Source organism: Maribellus mangrovi (genome assembly GCF_037646455.1).
GTDB lineage: Bacteria > Bacteroidota > Bacteroidia > Bacteroidales > Prolixibacteraceae > Draconibacterium > Draconibacterium mangrovi_A.
Window position 1 is genome coordinate 343,173 of record NZ_JBBIXN010000005.1, and the last position, 16,726, is coordinate 359,898.

Annotated in this window: 11 protein-coding genes; 7 read left to right on the forward strand and 4 right to left on the reverse strand. The window is 42.1% G+C overall.

Annotated elements, in window-relative coordinates:
* Positions 1–18 precede the first annotated feature (18 nt).
* Positions 19–1,488, reverse strand: coding sequence for a right-handed parallel beta-helix repeat-containing protein (locus tag WFY05_RS19250; protein ID WP_340114553.1), 1,470 nt, complete (start codon positions 1,486–1,488; stop codon positions 19–21).
* A gap of 265 nt (positions 1,489–1,753) precedes the next feature.
* On the opposite strand from WFY05_RS19250, the gene WFY05_RS19255 reads away from it, so the two are divergent.
* From WFY05_RS19255 to WFY05_RS19275, 5 genes are all read left to right on the forward strand, one after another.
* Positions 1,754–2,668: a DMT family transporter gene (locus WFY05_RS19255; RefSeq protein WP_340114554.1), complete on the forward strand. Its 915-nt coding sequence runs from the start codon at positions 1,754–1,756 to the stop codon at positions 2,666–2,668.
* 142 nt (positions 2,669–2,810) lie between these two features.
* Positions 2,811–4,196 carry an efflux RND transporter periplasmic adaptor subunit gene (locus tag WFY05_RS19260; protein ID WP_340114555.1) on the forward strand — a complete coding sequence of 462 codons (1,386 nt, stop codon included), beginning with the start codon at positions 2,811–2,813 and terminating at the stop codon, positions 4,194–4,196.
* 18 nt (positions 4,197–4,214) lie between these two features.
* A complete protein-coding gene (locus WFY05_RS19265) occupies positions 4,215–5,564 on the forward strand; it encodes an ABC transporter permease (RefSeq protein WP_340114556.1) in 1,350 nt (449 codons plus the stop codon).
* Positions 5,565–5,582: 18 nt separating this feature from the next.
* The gene (locus tag WFY05_RS19270) at positions 5,583–7,067 is read left to right on the forward strand and encodes a TolC family protein (RefSeq protein WP_340114557.1); all 1,485 of its coding nucleotides are present in this window, start codon (positions 5,583–5,585) and stop codon (positions 7,065–7,067) included.
* A gap of 10 nt (positions 7,068–7,077) precedes the next feature.
* Positions 7,078–8,328: an efflux RND transporter periplasmic adaptor subunit gene (locus WFY05_RS19275; RefSeq protein WP_340114558.1), complete on the forward strand. Its 1,251-nt coding sequence runs from the start codon at positions 7,078–7,080 to the stop codon at positions 8,326–8,328.
* Between the two features lie 78 nt (positions 8,329–8,406).
* On the opposite strand, the gene WFY05_RS19280 is transcribed toward WFY05_RS19275, so the two are convergent.
* The gene (locus tag WFY05_RS19280) at positions 8,407–9,990 is read right to left on the reverse strand and encodes a RagB/SusD family nutrient uptake outer membrane protein (protein WP_340114559.1); all 1,584 of its coding nucleotides are present in this window, start codon (positions 9,988–9,990) and stop codon (positions 8,407–8,409) included.
* Positions 9,991–10,012: 22 nt separating this feature from the next.
* A complete protein-coding gene (locus tag WFY05_RS19285) occupies positions 10,013–13,162 on the reverse strand; it encodes a SusC/RagA family TonB-linked outer membrane protein (protein WP_340114560.1) in 3,150 nt (1,049 codons plus the stop codon).
* Between the two features lie 382 nt (positions 13,163–13,544).
* On the opposite strand from WFY05_RS19285, the gene WFY05_RS19290 reads away from it, so the two are divergent.
* Both WFY05_RS19290 and ppk2 read left to right on the forward strand, forming a co-directional pair.
* The gene (locus tag WFY05_RS19290) at positions 13,545–14,771 is read left to right on the forward strand and encodes a hypothetical protein (protein WP_340114561.1); all 1,227 of its coding nucleotides are present in this window, start codon (positions 13,545–13,547) and stop codon (positions 14,769–14,771) included.
* A gap of 94 nt (positions 14,772–14,865) precedes the next feature.
* Positions 14,866–15,669 (forward strand): polyphosphate kinase 2, encoded by an 804-nt coding sequence (gene ppk2, locus WFY05_RS19295; RefSeq protein WP_340114562.1) that lies wholly within the window; start codon positions 14,866–14,868, stop codon positions 15,667–15,669.
* Here ppk2 and WFY05_RS19300 read toward each other — a convergent pair.
* Positions 15,666–16,589 carry a DUF1338 domain-containing protein gene (locus WFY05_RS19300; RefSeq protein ID WP_340114563.1) on the reverse strand — a complete coding sequence of 308 codons (924 nt, stop codon included), beginning with the start codon at positions 16,587–16,589 and terminating at the stop codon, positions 15,666–15,668. The two genes, ppk2 and WFY05_RS19300, sit on opposite strands and share 4 nt — an antisense overlap.
* Positions 16,590–16,726 lie beyond the last annotated feature (137 nt).

Below are 16,726 nucleotides of genomic sequence, written 5' to 3' on the forward strand. Positions count from 1 at the left end.
TGGATTGTGAAATGCTGCTTAATTTTTAACCAGTTTTTTGGATGTCCTCGATTCGCGATATACAAATTCAGCAATATAAATACCCGATTTTAAGGAAGAACAATCCAACGAAGTATTGCCAAAGTTGCGTGCAGTCTGCAACAAAACCTGACCACTTACGGAATAGATATTCACCCGGTATTCTGAATTTTGATCTGCCGACAATTCTATTCGTAGTTTATTGTTGGCAAACCACATTTTTACCGAAGTCTCGGGCATGGTATTTATTGCTGTAGCATGCTCATATTCGAAAGCGCCAAGATCGGGTGCAGTTCCTGAGAATTCCAAGCCAACATCGGTTCCGGCATCGATCAGGTCGCTGCCTTCAGCCAGTTTCAGAAAAGAAACATCGGGTAAACTGCCATCGGCTTTTCTTGGGCCACCTATACCGGTAGTGTCGAGGCTTTGAAAATCATCAGCTGTAACTGTAAATTGGTCCATCCAACTGTTAGTGGCCTGAATGGCAAAATCGCCCAATTCTACTAATCCGTCATACGAAACACAGTTTTTAACTTCCAGCGTTTTCCCGGCAGCCAAATTACGTGTAATGCGATAATTGGCGGAAAGATTACCATAACCGGTGCAATTCAGCAGTTGCATGTTTCCGGTATTGTTATTCTGATCGAAACCTTTTGCTTTATTGTAAAATGATACACAGTTGGTAAGTACAAAATTGTGGCTCAGGTTCCTGTCGTCGCTGCCACCCATTTTAAATCCGTTTCCGTTGGCTTTTGCCCCGGGATCGGTTCCGTCTTTCAGGTAGCCGTTTCCCCAGGTCCAGCAGTTTTCAAGTATGGTCGTCACATCATCTGCTCCACGCATGTATCCGTCCCAGCCATCGTCGCAGTTACCCCAGGCCCGGCATCCTACAAACTTGTTGTTGCTTCCCACATCCAATTTTGGGGCAAAACCATCGGCGTCGCCATAATCCTCGGGATCGGCATTGTAATACGAATCGCAATTGATAAATGTATTGTCGTGAGCACCGCCGCCAAGTTGGGCACCGGTATCCTTATTTTCGTAGAATCGACAAAATTCAAAAACATTAAAGCCTCCGCCTGAAATGTTCAATGCATTGTCACCGGAATAACAAACATCGATGCCTTTTACGTACCAGTAACTTCCAGTTAGGCTGATTCCACGGTCACCAAAATCCTGTCTCGAAAAATCAAGGATCGGGCGTTCATCTCCATAGGCCAACAAATAGCACTTCGCTTCTGCAGTTCCGCTTTTCGAAATTCGAATGGTGGAATAATTGATGTAAACACCTCCGCGAACGAGAATTGTATCGCCGGGCTCCATTACAGAGATAGCTTTAGTTATCGTTTTAAACGGAGCATCGATCGATGTACCGGCATTTCCGTTATCACCATCGGTAGCCACATAATAAGTTTCGGCAGCAATGCTGCCTGCAAAAAATATTAGGATAAGAAATAGGATTATTTTCATTAGATATTTCATCTCATTAAAATTGTCATTCTTCAAAGGTATTCGATGGAACTCGCTTATAATATTTATCGTGTGAACGATAAATTTTACAGCCTCGTTTCATTATTTGCCTCTAAATAAATCATATTTTCCATGAAACCACTGAAGCAGCATAAAGCAAGTACTGTTTTTAAGAAATTCATAATGGAAAAAGCAGTACATTTTTATCGATCAGGAAACAGGAGATAAAAGCAACTCAAATTCCATTTTTTCTATCTTTGCTGGCATGAGATCGAACATACTTAAAGGCTATTTTTTCGCGCTGGTTGCCACACTGGCCTTCTCCAATGTATACATATTCAGCAAAGCCGCTTTAAACGAGGTACACCTCACACAATTCGGGGTTTACTGGTTTGCCATCGGTTTTCTGGTCAGCCTTGGTTTTGCCATTAAAAACAAAAAGCTGGCGCAAGTTCGCATACTTTCCAAACGTCAGGTTCGAACCCTCATCATTCTGGGAATACTCGAAATTCTTACCACCACCACTTTTTTTCTTTCCGTAAACATCATCCCCGATCCGTCGGTCACATCCTTCCTCGGAAACATGTTTCCGGTAATGGTTACTTTGGGTGGAGTTGTACTTTTACGCGAACGATTTGGCTGGATTGAAGCCATCGGCGTGTTTCTGGCACTTGTTGGTGCATTTTTGATCAGCTACACAGGCGGAACAACACTAAAAACGCTGTTTATCAGCGGAACGGGAATCGTTTTCCTGAATGCCATACTGGCCACTTCGGCCACACTTGTTGTAAAAGTACATGTCAAAAAACTTAGCCCCGAATTGCTGGGACTCAACCGAACAGCCTGGCTACTCGTGTATAGTCTGATCATGTTCTTAATCTACAAACAATCTTTTATCATTCCGGTTTCGGCGCTTAAAAATATTGCCGTCGGATCAATACTTGGGCCTTTCCTGGCCATTGTTTCGGTATATTATTCGTACACCTACATTGAAGCTTCACGTTCGGCCATCGTTCAAAGTTTAAAGGGAATATTTGTGCTGATCGGTGCTTTCCTGTTTTTTCACACTTTCCCGGTAAGGCATCAGTTTATTGGTGGAATGATAACGGTAATCGGTGTTTTGGTGATGACACTTGCCAAGGCCGGCCTCTTTCGAAAATCAAAACAGAATGAAAACTGAAATTTCAGTTAAGAAACTATAATTTTAGTTCTTTTTGCATTTTTTTAACACCCTTTCTGAATATAAATTTTAATATTGCAACAATATGTTTCGCAAGGCATAGTTTTTGTTAAATAACAAACATCACTCAAAAAAAAACCATATGAAACGAAAAACCTGGATAACGGCAATTATTCTTGTTGCAATTATCCTCGTTGCCTTCGTGGTATTTCCGACCTCAAAGAGCAACAGTTCAGAAATTACAGCAACCGTTCAGAAAGGTCCGTTTGAAATCCTTGTTTACTCAAGCGGACAATTGGAAGCCCAAAATTCAGAAAACATTGTAGTCCCCGCACAACTTCAAGACCGCGATGTACGCATCTACGAAATTAACATTACTGACCTTATTGAAGAAGGATCGGTGGTTGATTCGGGCGATTATGTCGCTACACTCGACCAGAAGACCGTAGAAGAAGTACTAAATACGGCGCGCGAAGAATTGGAAACCGCAATGAATGAATTTGAAGATGCCAAAATGGATTCGAACCTGACGCTTAGCGGTGTTCGTGACCAGATCATTAACGCACGCGAAGAGGTGGAGGAATTCCAGATTGTATTGGATGAATCGGTATATGAATCGCCTTCCGTTATTCGAAAAGCGGAAATGGATCTGGACAAAGCCCGCAGAAAGCTGGAACAGGAAAAAAACGGGTACGTTTTAAAAGAACGCCAGGCGGAGGCAAAAGTTGAGCGTAAAAAACTGGACGTTCAGCAAAAACAAACCCGGGCGGATAAACTCGAAGAGATTTATCACTCGCTCGTGATCTCAGCTCCAAAACACGGAATGGTAATTTACGGGAAAGACAATTCGGGTGAAAAGATAAAACCCGGATCAACAGTGACTCCGTGGATGCCGGTAATTGCAACGCTCCCCGATATGTCGTCGATGCTTTCGCTTACTTATGTAAACGAGATCGACATTTCGCGACTCGAGAACGGCCAAAGAGTAAAGCTTGGAATCGATGCTATACCTGAAAAAGAACTGGAAGGCGAAGTGGTATCGGTGGCAAATATCGGACAACCCATGCCAAAAAGTGATGCTAAAGTTTTTGAAGTAAAAATCAGGATTTTTGGCGATGTGAGTGATCTAAAACCGGCAATGACCACCAGCAATACCATCTACACCAATACTTTAACCGACACCACTTTTATCCCGACTGAAGCCATTTTCGAAAACGACTCCCTTCAGTTTGTTTACCTGAAAAAAGGAAACACTGTGAAGCAGGTTGTTGATCTGGGCGACCAGAACGAGAACATGACACTTATTCGAAAAGGACTCAACGAAGGGGATGTCATTTTACTGACTGTTCCCGAGAATGCTGAAGAGCTGGCGTTGGAAGGTCTCGACATCTACCAGGAGATTAAAGAACGTAAAATCCGTGAAGAGCTGGAGGAACAAAAGAAAATAGAAGCGGATAAAAAGAAACCGTATGTACCGAATAACAATAAAAGGGGTAATCCTTCGGGCGGTATGATCATTATTGGTTAATCTCTAAATACTGAATTCATGAAAGCATATGTACAACGTTATGGGCACGATGTAATATCGGGTTTAGAGGCCATTTTTACCAATAAGGTTAAATCATTCCTGACCGCACTGGGTATTATTTTTGGTGTTGCTGCGGTGATCAGCATGCTGGCAATTGGTAACGGTGCGCAACAGGAAATTCTCGACCAGATAAAAATGGTTGGGGTGAACAATATTATCGTCTCACCAACTGAAACTAGCATTAACGAAGATGCCGATGAGTCGGGATCAGCGGATGGAGTACAGATCAGCACCAAGAAATTCTCAAAAGGCCTTACGCTGCTCGATGCACAGGCCATTGAAGAAATTCTGCCAACCGTAAGCAAAGTAAGTCCGGTTATCGATTTTAATTACTCGGCCATACTCAACGGGAAAAGTAAACCGGTTGTGCTGGAAGGCGTGACCAATTCCTACTTTAAACTGTTTGAAATCGACCTAAGTAATGGCGATCTGTTTACCCAGGAACAAAATGAGAATGGTTTTCCGGTATGCATTATCGGCGACAACATCCGCAAAGTATTTTTTAACCAAGAGGATCCGATTGGCAAAAACATCAAATGCGGACAAACCTGGCTTAAAGTGGTAGGTGTGATTGAACGCCGTGATTTTACGGCTTCGGCCTCCGATGAAATGGGAATCTCGAGTACCGACAATAAGATTTTTATTCCGGCCAAAACCATGCTGCTTAGGTTTAAAAACCGATCGCTGGTACGTGCCGACGAAGTTGAAGAATTGATGTCGCGCAGAAACCAGGAATCCGGTTCCTCAGGTTCTGAAAACCTGAATCAACTGGATAAGATCATCATACAGGTGGCCGAAACTGAACATTTAAGCAGTACTGCTGAAGTTATTCGCAGAATGATGCTGCGGCGCCACAACGGACTTTACGACTTTGAAGTAACTATTCCTGAATTGCTGCTGAAGCAACAACAACGGACTAAAAAGATCTTCAACATTGTTTTGGGAGTTATTGCCGGCATCTCACTGATTGTTGGAGGTATCGGTATTATGAACATTATGCTGGCCTCGGTTATGGAACGAATACGTGAAATTGGCGTGCGACAGGCTATTGGAGCGTCCAGAAAAGACATCATTGTACAGTTCCTGTCGGAATCGACCATCATTAGTGTTTCCGGCGGAATTATCGGAATCGTTCTTGGTGTTGTGTTATCAAAAACCATCACCGCAATTTTTGATATCAGCACCATCGTTTCCGTGTTTTCCATCATTATTTCTTTCGGAGTTTCTGTTCTTGTAGGAGTAATTTTTGGTTACATCCCGGCCAAACGAGCCGCAGAACAGGATCCTGTTAACTCTCTTCGTTATTAAAAACCAAATCAAGAAACAATGAAAAGAATTAGTATAACACTCATACTTACCCTTCTGTTAAGCTGTGGTTTGTTGGCACAGAACAAAAAAAGCATGACCCTTCAGGAGGTGATCGCCACTGCCTCGCAGCAATCGCTCGATGCTTTTATTAATAAGAACATGTATTTGTCGAGCTACTGGGAGTTCAGGTATTTTAAAGCCGACAGGTTGCCATCGCTTACACTCGATGCTACTCCGTTCAACTACAACCGATCGGTACAAAAAGTATATAACTACGACGAAAACCGTGATGAATTTGTTGAAAGGGAATCTTTTGATTCTGACCTTTCTTTACTCCTTAATCAAAATGTAGGAATTACCGGGGGTTCGTTTTTTGTACAGTCAAACCTGAGTATGACTCAAAAACTGGGCGACGAAGAAGTTTCGTCTTTTTCTTCCACACCGTTCATGATCGGTTATTCGCAAAACATTAATGGTTACAACCAGTTAAAATGGAAAGCGAAAATCGAACCTATCAAATTCGAAAAAGCAAAGAAACAGTTTATACAGGATCAGGAAAATCTTTCGATAAAAGCTACACGGCTGTTTTTCGATTTGCTGGATGCGCAAATTGAAGTTACTATCTCGGAAACCAATCTCGCGAATGCCGACACCTTATACAACATTGGTAAAGGACGTTTTCAGGTGGGAACGGTTACCCAGGATGAACTGCTAGATTTGGAACTGAGTTATATGAACGCACAGCTGGCACTGACCAGAGGTAAGCTGGCTCTTGATCGTGCGGAAGCTCAACTAAACTCCTTTCTGGGACTGGATAAAAACACACAAGTTGAGTGTATTATTCCGGAGGAACTTCCTCAATTGGAGATTGATGCTTTAGCTGCAGTGGATAAAGCCATGACCAACAATCCTGATATCATAAATCAACAACAGCGTTTGCTTAGTCAGGATGAGAATGTAAAAGCGGCAAAAAGTGAAAACGGAATCAGTGGCGATGTTTTTGCGCTGTACGGATTAAATCAGAACTCTGAGGAATTTGACGGGGTGTACAAAGAGCCCCTCGACCAGCAACGTTTACGTGTTGGTGTGAATATCCCGATCCTGGATTGGGGAAGACGAAAAGGGCAGTTAATGATGGCTGAAGCTAACCGCGAGGCGGTACGACTGAGTATCAACCAGGAAAAGATCGATTTCGAACAAAACGTGATCATGAATGTGATGGAATTTAATTTGCAGGATATGCAGGTTGAAAATTCAGCCAAAGCCGATACCATTGCAAAAATGCGTTACGATGTTACCCAGCAACGATTCCTGATTGGAAAGCAGGATATCACCCGACTAAACATAGCGCGCACCGAACGCGACCAGGCACGCAGAGCATACATAAGTTCCCTGCGCTCATACTGGAATTATTTCTACACCATCAGGTACCTGACGCTTTTCGATTTTGAGCAGGACATTACTTTATCAGAAGACTTCAATCAAATTGTTGAAAACTACTAATTCCTGATCCATGGCAAAGTTTAAAAACAAATATATTATACTGGTTGCAGGGGTACTGCTTCTTGCTGTTGCGGGAGTTTTTATCGCGAAAAAATTTATCGTGAATGAGAATATCTACACGGTTCACTCGGGCTCGTTCGAACTGGCTCTAAGTACCAAAGGTGAAATTCAGGGGAAGAATGCAGTGCTAATTAATATGCCCGATATACTTCGGAAAAGAGAACTTCGGCTTTATCAACTTCAGATAAAGGACCTGATTGCAGAAGGAACAGTAGTAAAAAAAGGCGACTGGGTAGCTACCCTCGATGCCGCGACCATTACCCAGCAAATACAAAGAAATAGTCAGGACCTGGAACAGGCCAGAGCAGAACTTAAAGACGCACAAATCGATTCCACCATTCAACTGACTAATCTTCGCGAAGAACTGGAAGAATTTAATTACGACCTGGAGTACAAAAAACTGGAGTTGGAACAGTCGAAATACGAATCGACAGCCTATCAGCGTAAAAAACAAACGGAGTACAACAAAACACTCCGGATGATGGAACAAAAAAGACGCGACCTGGAATTAACCCGGCTAAATCTGAAAACGAGAATTCAACGTATTGAGGCCAGGTTCGATCGTTATTCGAGGCACGACCAGATGCTGAAAGAAGGAATGGTTGCGTGTCGGGTGATGGCACCTAAAGACGGCATCATTCTTTATGCAAAACGCTGGAACGGCACTAAACTTCAGGTTGGTGACAACGTGGATATTTGGAGGCCGGCAATTGCAACCCTTCCCGATATGTCGGTACTGGTTTCGGAAACTTATGTGCAGGAAATCGACATCACAAAAATTGCACTTGGCGATTCTGTTCTGATTACCATCGATGCGCTACCCGATAAACAATATACCGGAGTGATATCGAAAATTGCCAACATTGGCCAGGAATTGGCAGGTTACGACACCAAAGTATTCAGAGTGTTGATCGACCTTGACAAAAAAGACGATGCCATTAAACCAGCAATGACCACTGACAATAAAATCATTTTGAAAAAGCTGGACGATACCATCAAAATTCCGCGTGAATATCTTTTGGGAGACAGCAAAACAAATTATGTGCTCATCAAGAAAGAAGGTAAAATCTGGAAAAAAGAGGTAGTCCCCGGGTATGACAATGACAACGAAGTTACAATCGTTTCTGGCCTCGACGAGAAGGATAAAATATACACTATCGTGCCAGCCGACCTTGACAGCATTCCTTTTTATAAGGGGTAAAACAGAATCCAAAGACTAAAAAAGCGGGCTGAAAATTCAACCCGCTTTTTTCTATACAAAAATCTTAATGATCCGGAATTAGTTCTGAACCATATTGGGATTGGCGTCGATCTCTCTTTGAGGGATCTGGAACAGCCAGTCATCGTTTTCACTTGGTTTGGCTTGTTTGAAGCCATCCAGGTATAGGTCGGGGCTGGCACCTGAATTTGTCAAATCAAGTTCTTCGTCATTTCTCAGCATATCAAAACGGCGATGTCCTTCCAGGAACAATTCGATCCTTCTTTGAACTAAAATTTCATCAACAAGAGCTTGTCCGGTATTGGTTGATTTTGTGTATCCGGCATCCCTTTCAGAAACGAGCTCAAACAATACATCCTGAGCCGCCCCATCCTGATTCTGACGAGCAAGGGCCTCTGCTTCAATTAAATACATTTCAGAAGCTCTCATATGCAATACATCCATAGGAGAAATAGTTGGGCCATCAGACTGCAATAACTTAATATGCAGGTAAGGAACCATATTGTGATTACCCGAATTATTTATAATATCCCGGTATTCATCAACTGCAGCATCGTATTCCTCTTCGCTGGCATATCTTCCGGCATTCTCACCTTTATCCCAGTCGTCGAAAGTACTTGGACAATCTTTCAGAAAAAGATCCTTACGATAATCTGTATCCGAAATCATATCATACAACTCGTGGTTTATGAATTTAGGATTACTCCTGTTCTGCGAACCGTTAAAGTTGTTTGATGTATAATAGAAGTACGACCAGTAATAAGCTGTTTGGTCCTGAATCATTTTAGATCCCCACATCCATTCCGGATTGTCAACAGAGTTAAAACCTGATTTATATTCAGCCTCATCCATTAAAGTATAACCCTGACGAGCTTCATTGGCAAATTTTGCAGCATTTGACCAATCGCCAATGGTTAAATAAACTCTTGCTGCAACGCCTTTAGCAACATCCACATTCAAATGCGAGATATTAGGTCGGTCAGAAGCATTGGCAAAATGTGATATTGCGGTGCCAAGATCAGCTGTGATCTGGTCATAAACTTCTTGTACAGTATTACGAGCCAAACCTTCGTATGGAGGTTCTGTAGCAAGCATAATCGGCACACCCGGATCGGAAGAAGGATTGCCAATCATATATGGCTTGGCAAAAAAGCGAACCAGGTTAAAATGTGCCCAGGCCCGATAGGTGTATGCCTGACCTAATACATTATTCAGATCATCGGACTCTTGCAAATCGGCGGCAGCGTTTATAATATTGTTTGCCGATCCAATTACGTTGTAATAAAACCACCATGGATATGTTACATCGTTCGAGGTAGCCTGAGTATGTGAGTTCCATTGCAGAAAACTCCTGAACCAACCATTACCTGTACTTGAATGCAAGGCATCGCTGGCTCCGTATTCTGCCGCAGGTATCATATATTCCTGACCGGCATAATAGCGCACAATATTTGGATTTTGTGCGTAAAGGGTACGATGAATACCATTAATGGCCAGCATCATGTTATCGGTCGATCCCAGGGCAATTTCAGTAGAAACCGAATCTGTAGGAACGGTTTGCAAAAAGTCTTCGCTACATGAACTTAAGCCCAGTGCAAATGCAAAAACCATCGAGAATGTTAAAATTTTATATTTTGTCTTCATTGTAGTATACTTTTTCTAATGATTAAAATTGCAAGTTAAAGCCTAACATGAATGATCTGCTCGGATTGTATGCAAATTCGCTTTGTGTTCCGGAAAAATTATAAGTTGGATTCATTCCTTTTCTTGCAGTAAACAAGTAAAGGTTCTCTCCGGTTACAAAAACACTTAAACGCCCAACACCCAAACTTTCCAACGTTTGACTTGAGAATTCGTAGCTCAGTGTCACATTTCTGATATTCAAATAATCAGAAGAAATTAGGAAATAATCAGAAGTGGCATATAAATTAGAGTTGGCATATTGCAAACGTGGAAGTTCGGTTACATCACCCGGATTCATCCATGAATTTTTCACATCCGGATGGTACGACTCACCAACATTAAGCGAGCTAAGCATACCCTGGTAAACACCATCGATCATTTCACCACCCAATGAGTATGTGAACAACGCACTCAAGGTGAATCCTTTGTACGTGAATTCATTACCAATTGATCCCTGCAATTTTGGAAAAGCGGAAGCACCAACGTATCCATAATTGGCTTCATCGGCATCTTTAGTCAATACAGGATCGCCGTTTTCGTCGTAAGCCAACTGTGTCTCTCCAGTCAGTTCACCATTTTCGTCTTCAACATCTTCCCAAACATGGAATCGGGTCGCACCGTCATCCGGATCGATGTCGTAATATTTTCTCAGCCAGAAATCATAGATCGAATGTCCCTCGGACCATTTCTTAGTTCCGTTCACAAACGGTTCCGGGATTGAAGTAATTTCATTTTGGTTAGTCGATCCCATTAAACTAAGATTCCACCTGAAATTACTGGTTCGAACCACATCGCCATTAAGATTGATTTCCAGTCCTCTGTTATACATTGACGCAATATTTCGAGGTTGCTCCATCAGTCCCATCGTAGGAGGTAAGGGCATGCTATAAAGCAAATCATCCGATTTACGATTATACCATTCAATGCTACCGCTCATTCTATCGAACAATGCAAAGTCGACAGCAACATCAAAGGTTTTATTCACCTCCCAGGTAAGTTCGGTATTACCAACAGTAGACCAGCGGATTCCAGGCTCCTCGGCATTCGGATAGGTTTCGTAAAGCGCCTGGTAACCGTATGATCCAATATTGTCGTTACCTACCTCACCGTACGATGCTCTCAGTTTCAAGCTATTTACCCAGGCGGTTCCGGCCATAAACTGTTCCTGATCAATTCTCCAACTTCCACCTACAGAGAAGAAATTACCCCACCTTACATCTTTATGAAAAGCGGAAGACCCATCTCTACGATAAGATCCTTCGATGTAGTATTTATCCATGTAATTGTATTTCAACCTTGCAAAGTAACCTTCAACGGTTTTATCAGTCGTGTAACTGGTGTTGGTTGAAGTATTAACAAAGTTGTTTAACTCGTAAATACCACTTACGATAAACTGGTTTTTAAAACCCCTTTGATAGGTGTATTCTCTTTTGTAAGATTCGTGACCTACCAAAACGCTAACATTATGTACCTCATTAAATGTCCTTTCGTACTGGACCAGTTGGTTGAGGTTGACTGTAGTCCTTGTATACCTCGATACATCCATCCTTCCGGTTGGTGCTCCATCGCCAATCTCTGCGTTCTCAAAACCTTTATACTGATAATTTTGAATATCAACACCTGCGTTAAAAGTTGCAGTAAGTCCATCCATCAGTGTGAACCTGGCAAAGGATCTGTTTCCAACATTGTTTCGTTTGTAATCGTCGCTGTTCCAGTTTAATTCAGCAATGGCATTCCTACCCGCATTAATCGGTCTTGAATATTCACCACCGTCATCGTATTGTTTTTCACCTGCTCCATCCAGGATATAATCTCCAGTTGCCTGGTCAACCAAATAAACAGGATAGATAGGAGGAGTCATCCTGGCATTACGCCATGGATTGGCATAGGTCGCTGAGTTGGAGGAACCTATGTCGCTTTTAATAATAGAACCACTTAGGTTTGTTCCGATCTCTAACCAATCATTAACATCAAAATCAATAGCTAATCTGGTATTGTAACGTTCGTAATCAGATTTGATTACATATCCTCTTTCGTCCAAATATCCCATAGAAAAGAAGTAGCTCGTTTTTTCACTACCACCGGTCAGGCTTAAATCGTAGTTTTGCCGGTATCCCTGTTGTTTGGCAGCATCATACCAATCCACATCAGGGAAGCTTGCCACTGCATTTGGATTGATTTTTCCATCCGATCCAACAATCTGGTCGTTAGGAATTCCAACAAAAGGATTATACCTCAGCTGCTGATAAATATTCTCGTAGGCATACGCTCTGGCCTCGGCGATGGAGTTATCGTTATCAGAGTTGAATCTTGACTGTGCAAAAGCCTCTGCTTGCAATTCGTAGTAATCGTAAGCATCCACCTCTTCGTAATAAGGAAGTGCCTGATTAATAACACCAGCCTGAGCTTTAAGATTTACTTTCAAGCTTTCGGTACCTTTCGTACCTCTTTTTGTGGTAATGATGATCACACCATTTGCTGCACGAGAACCGTAAAGAGCTGTTGATGAGGCATCCTTAAGCACTGTCATCGAAGAAATATCGCCGGGGTTAATACTGGAAATATTTCCTTCATACTGAATACCGTCAAGAATGATCAGTGGATCTGCCGACGTGTTTAAGGTTCCAACTCCCCTGATACGAATTCCCGGTGAACTTCCGGGTTGCCCGGAACCTGCGGTAGTTTGAACACCTGTTGTAGATCCTGTAAGAATCTGAGCAACATTGGATACAGAACGTGATTCAATTTGTTGCTCTCCAATGACCGCAGCTGATCCGGTTAATGATTCTTTTTTAGCAGTACCATAAGCCACTACCATAACCTCATCCAAACCAAGTACATCAGGTTCCATTACGGCATTTACAACGTTGCCTTCCACAGGAACCTCTAAGGTTTTAAGTCCCACAAAAGAAAAGATGAACACCTCAACATCCTCAGGAACCTGCAGTTCGTAGTAACCATCAATATTGGTGATGGTACCAATTGTCGTTCCTTTTACGAGCACAGATACGCCAGGAATGGATGTACCATCATCGGCACTTGTAACCGTTCCCGTAACCTTTTTTGTCTGTGCATCTGCAAATTGTACCCCAATAAAAAGGGCGCAGAAAATCAGCAATGCAAGTTTTTTCATAGATTAATTTTTAAAATGATATAACATGGTAATTTAATGTGCTTCCATTTAAACCTGAAAATTGCCAGGATTTTAATGGCCGCGGTATCAATATTTGCAGTAACATTTTTATCAAACAGCAACAATTTGAGTTATTTCTAACTTCAAGTTATAGTAACTAGCACTACCCTTTAATTTCTTCAAGAGTTGACAATTTATACAAATTTTAACAAACCAACATAAAATCCTTAATAAAGTTTAAAATTAGTCTGCGAGTGTCATATTAATTACACTTTTAATGTCAAATAAATCGGGAATAAACCTACTTAGTGTGAAATTGACAAATTTAACATTTCGCCAAACAAATAAATAAGTCTTTTATTTGCACTTTAATGCCATAATATTGAAAAAAGCTGCCGACATCTATCTTTTTAATCCCACATGCGAATATGCAATTGCCAATGGAACAGCTTCGTGGCAGGCTAATCGCTTGTTGCAAAAAATGGAAAGCGACCTTGCCACTCTTCCTATGTTTCTTGCGGATCATGCTGATCATATATTAGTTGAAGAACTGCCATCCGAAAGTTTCCTGAAGAGCCTGGAGCAACTGCACTTCATCCCTCCAAAGTTTATAAAGAAAAAAGAAGCGCTTGCAAGTAAAAAATACATCGACACAGCACATAACAGGCTAAAACCATGGGGGTGGAGTCCGGCGGCCCATAAAATACTGGAGCCGCTAAAAAAGAATTGTTCAAGCAGATTTAAAAATTCACCGGTGTATGAATGGAAGGCAGAACACAGAGCATTCTATTCCAAAAAATTCGGTCGCGAGATCCTTGGTCAATTACTGGAAAAGTATCCTGACAACACCTTTATCAACCAAAACCATACTGCCCGAATATGCACTACAAAAACGGAGATAGAAGCCTGTTTGCAGGAGTGGAGTAATTTAATGGCAAAAGCTCCCTGGAGCAGTTCGGGCCGGGGATTACAGCGCATTAGCAAAACACCGGTACATGAAAAAGTGTGGGAAAAACTGCTCGGGATTGTAAACGATCAGGGTTACGCCATTGTGGAGCCTTTACTCAACAAACAACTCGACATTGCTTTTCAGTTTCAGATCGTAGAAGGGAAAGTATCGTTTCTTGGCATCAGTAATTTTTCAACCGATTCGAAAGGACAATACCAGGGTAATCACCTGAACGGCTTACCCGATTCGATAGATGCCGGAGTGCGTGAATTTGCACAAACTTTGCCAGATAAAATTATTGAACCTTTGTTGTACACACTCGAAAATAGTGAACTGCCCAAAAATTACGAAGGGAACCTTGGTGTAGATGCGTTGGTGTATAAAAACAATGAAGGCAGACTTCTTGTAAATCCTTGTCTCGAGATTAACCTCAGGCAAAACATGGGGCTTTTGTCGCTTCACCTCGAACATTTCCTTGTTCCCGGAAAGAAAGGAATATTCAGAACCTGGTACGGAGGAGGTAAAAGTTACCTGCAGTTTAAAGAACATATGCAAAAGAAACATCCGCTCGTACTTCAAGATTCCAGAATAAAATCGGGTTTTCTGTCACTAACCGATGCACAGAGCGACACCAAATTCGGGGCCTACCTTTGGGTTTAAACGACAATTTTCTAAAATAAATCTAACGATTTTTTCTGATTCTGCTTTTGATTGATTTTTACTACCTTTAAATGGCATGCAAATACCATCGGATATGGAAACACCAAAACCCGGCCGTACAAAAAAACTCAACAAGAAATTTTACGAAGGTGAACTCAAAAAGCTCCAGGTTGAACTGGTAAAACTCCAGGAATGGATTAAAGTAAATAAATTAAAAGTGGTGGTAATTTTCGAAGGCCGCGATGCTGCTGGAAAAGGTGGAACAATTGCACGGATTACGCAATACCTAAATCCCAGAATCTGTAAAGTAGTTGCACTCGGAACACCCACCGAACGCGAAAAGACACAGTGGTATTTTCAACGCTATGCGCCACATCTTCCGGCTGCCGGCGAAATGGTACTTTTCGACCGCAGCTGGTATAACCGGGCCGGTGTAGAGAAAGTGATGGGATTTTGTACCAACGATGAATACTGGGAGTTTCTGCGCTCGTGCCCAAATTTTGAGCGCATGCTGATCCGATCGGGAATTATCCTGATAAAATACTGGTTTTCGGTGAGCCAGGAGGAGCAGGAAAAAAGATTTCGTTCGCGCATTGACGACCCGACAAAACGCTGGAAACTCAGTCCGATGGACATGAAATCGATGGAACTTTTTGTGGAATATTCAAAAGCCAAAGACGAAATGTTTGCCTACACCGACACCAAGATAAGTCCATGGTTTGTAGTAGAATCCGACGATAAAAAACGGGCACGACTGAACTGCATTCACCACCTGCTATCGATGATCCCGTATAAAGAACTAGAACACCAACCCATTGAATTGCCTGAGCGAAAAGAAAATAAAGGCTATGTTCGTCCGCCTATCGAAGAGATGACTTTTGTTCCTTCGGTGTACTAATTGTCGCGGGTACGCGTCATATCAAAAAGGTGGGCAGCCTGTTCACCTAAAAAGCCCGAAAACAATTTTTCCTGACCGTTTTCAGATATGAAGTTACGTTGTGCCAGTTCGTAGTAAGCGTAGGTCCAGCTCATCTTTTCCAAACCATCGTCACCAATCACTTCTACATCCTCTTTTACAGCCAGAGTTGCCGATTGTTGTAATTTACTTCCATTTTCTCCTTCGATTTGATCTTTCATGGGTACTCCTGCTTCTGACATTGCCTTGCAGGTAGATTCCAAATCGGGCCATTCATCTACATTCTGGTCATTAATAAAGGCCGTAAAATGATTCACTGAGTTTCCGTGCAGCAATACCCAGGCAGCATACTGTGACACATCGTTTATTTTTAACACCAACTGCTTATCCGGTGTTTTCCAAGGTCTTCTGAAATACTGCGCCAAATCGATCACAAGTGCTTCGGCAGCTACCCTTGGAATATGACCATCGGATTTGAGCATCGACAACAGCTCGAGGCTTTGATCGGAAATCAAATATGGCGTATCCACAACTGCCTGGTGAATCTCGGTTTGTGCCCACGATGGCAATTGCTCCACTTCAAGCTGGCTCACAAATATTTTTGGGAATGTGCCGTCGGGATGTTCAAAATGAACGGCATTCAGTTTCTTCTTTTTGAATACGTACTTGCCAAGCGGCTTATAGTCAAAGAAATTCAGCACATGTTTAATCGCTCTTATTCCTTCGGGCTGTTCCCCCGTATGTGTATTAAAGGTTCGGAAAGCAATATGATCATTTACTACTTTTCCTCCTTTTGATGTAACCAGGTCGGAATATGTTTTGGCGTATGGAACCCGGCTCAAATAGGCTTCCCATAATCGGTCGAGAAGTAGAGCCGTAACTTTATTTGTTGAAAGTCTCATCAGTTGCTTTTTAAGTTAATCTTACTTTGTCATTCAGTCGGGTCATCCGGCTAACTATTCAGTCTTGAAATAATCAGCACGGTTTCCTGATTATTTAAACCCGAAAACGAGTCTATAAGTTACTAAAAAGCAAATGT

What these genes read in the sequence shown, in the direction of transcription:
- WFY05_RS19250 (WP_340114553.1), bottom strand. Translation starts at nt 1,488, where the DNA reads ATGAAAATAATCCTATTTCTTATCCTAATATTTTTTGCAGGCAGCATT.
- WFY05_RS19255 (WP_340114554.1), top strand. Translation starts at nt 1,754, where the DNA reads ATGAGATCGAACATACTTAAAGGCTATTTTTTCGCGCTGGTTGCCACA.
- WFY05_RS19260 (WP_340114555.1), top strand. Translation starts at nt 2,811, where the DNA reads ATGAAACGAAAAACCTGGATAACGGCAATTATTCTTGTTGCAATTATC.
- WFY05_RS19265 (WP_340114556.1), top strand. Translation starts at nt 4,215, where the DNA reads ATGAAAGCATATGTACAACGTTATGGGCACGATGTAATATCGGGTTTA.
- WFY05_RS19270 (WP_340114557.1), top strand. Translation starts at nt 5,583, where the DNA reads ATGAAAAGAATTAGTATAACACTCATACTTACCCTTCTGTTAAGCTGT.
- WFY05_RS19275 (WP_340114558.1), top strand. Translation starts at nt 7,078, where the DNA reads ATGGCAAAGTTTAAAAACAAATATATTATACTGGTTGCAGGGGTACTG.
- WFY05_RS19280 (WP_340114559.1), bottom strand. Translation starts at nt 9,990, where the DNA reads ATGAAGACAAAATATAAAATTTTAACATTCTCGATGGTTTTTGCATTT.
- WFY05_RS19285 (WP_340114560.1), bottom strand. Translation starts at nt 13,162, where the DNA reads ATGAAAAAACTTGCATTGCTGATTTTCTGCGCCCTTTTTATTGGGGTA.
- ppk2 (WP_340114562.1), top strand. Translation starts at nt 14,866, where the DNA reads ATGGAAACACCAAAACCCGGCCGTACAAAAAAACTCAACAAGAAATTT.
- WFY05_RS19300 (WP_340114563.1), bottom strand. Translation starts at nt 16,589, where the DNA reads ATGAGACTTTCAACAAATAAAGTTACGGCTCTACTTCTCGACCGATTA.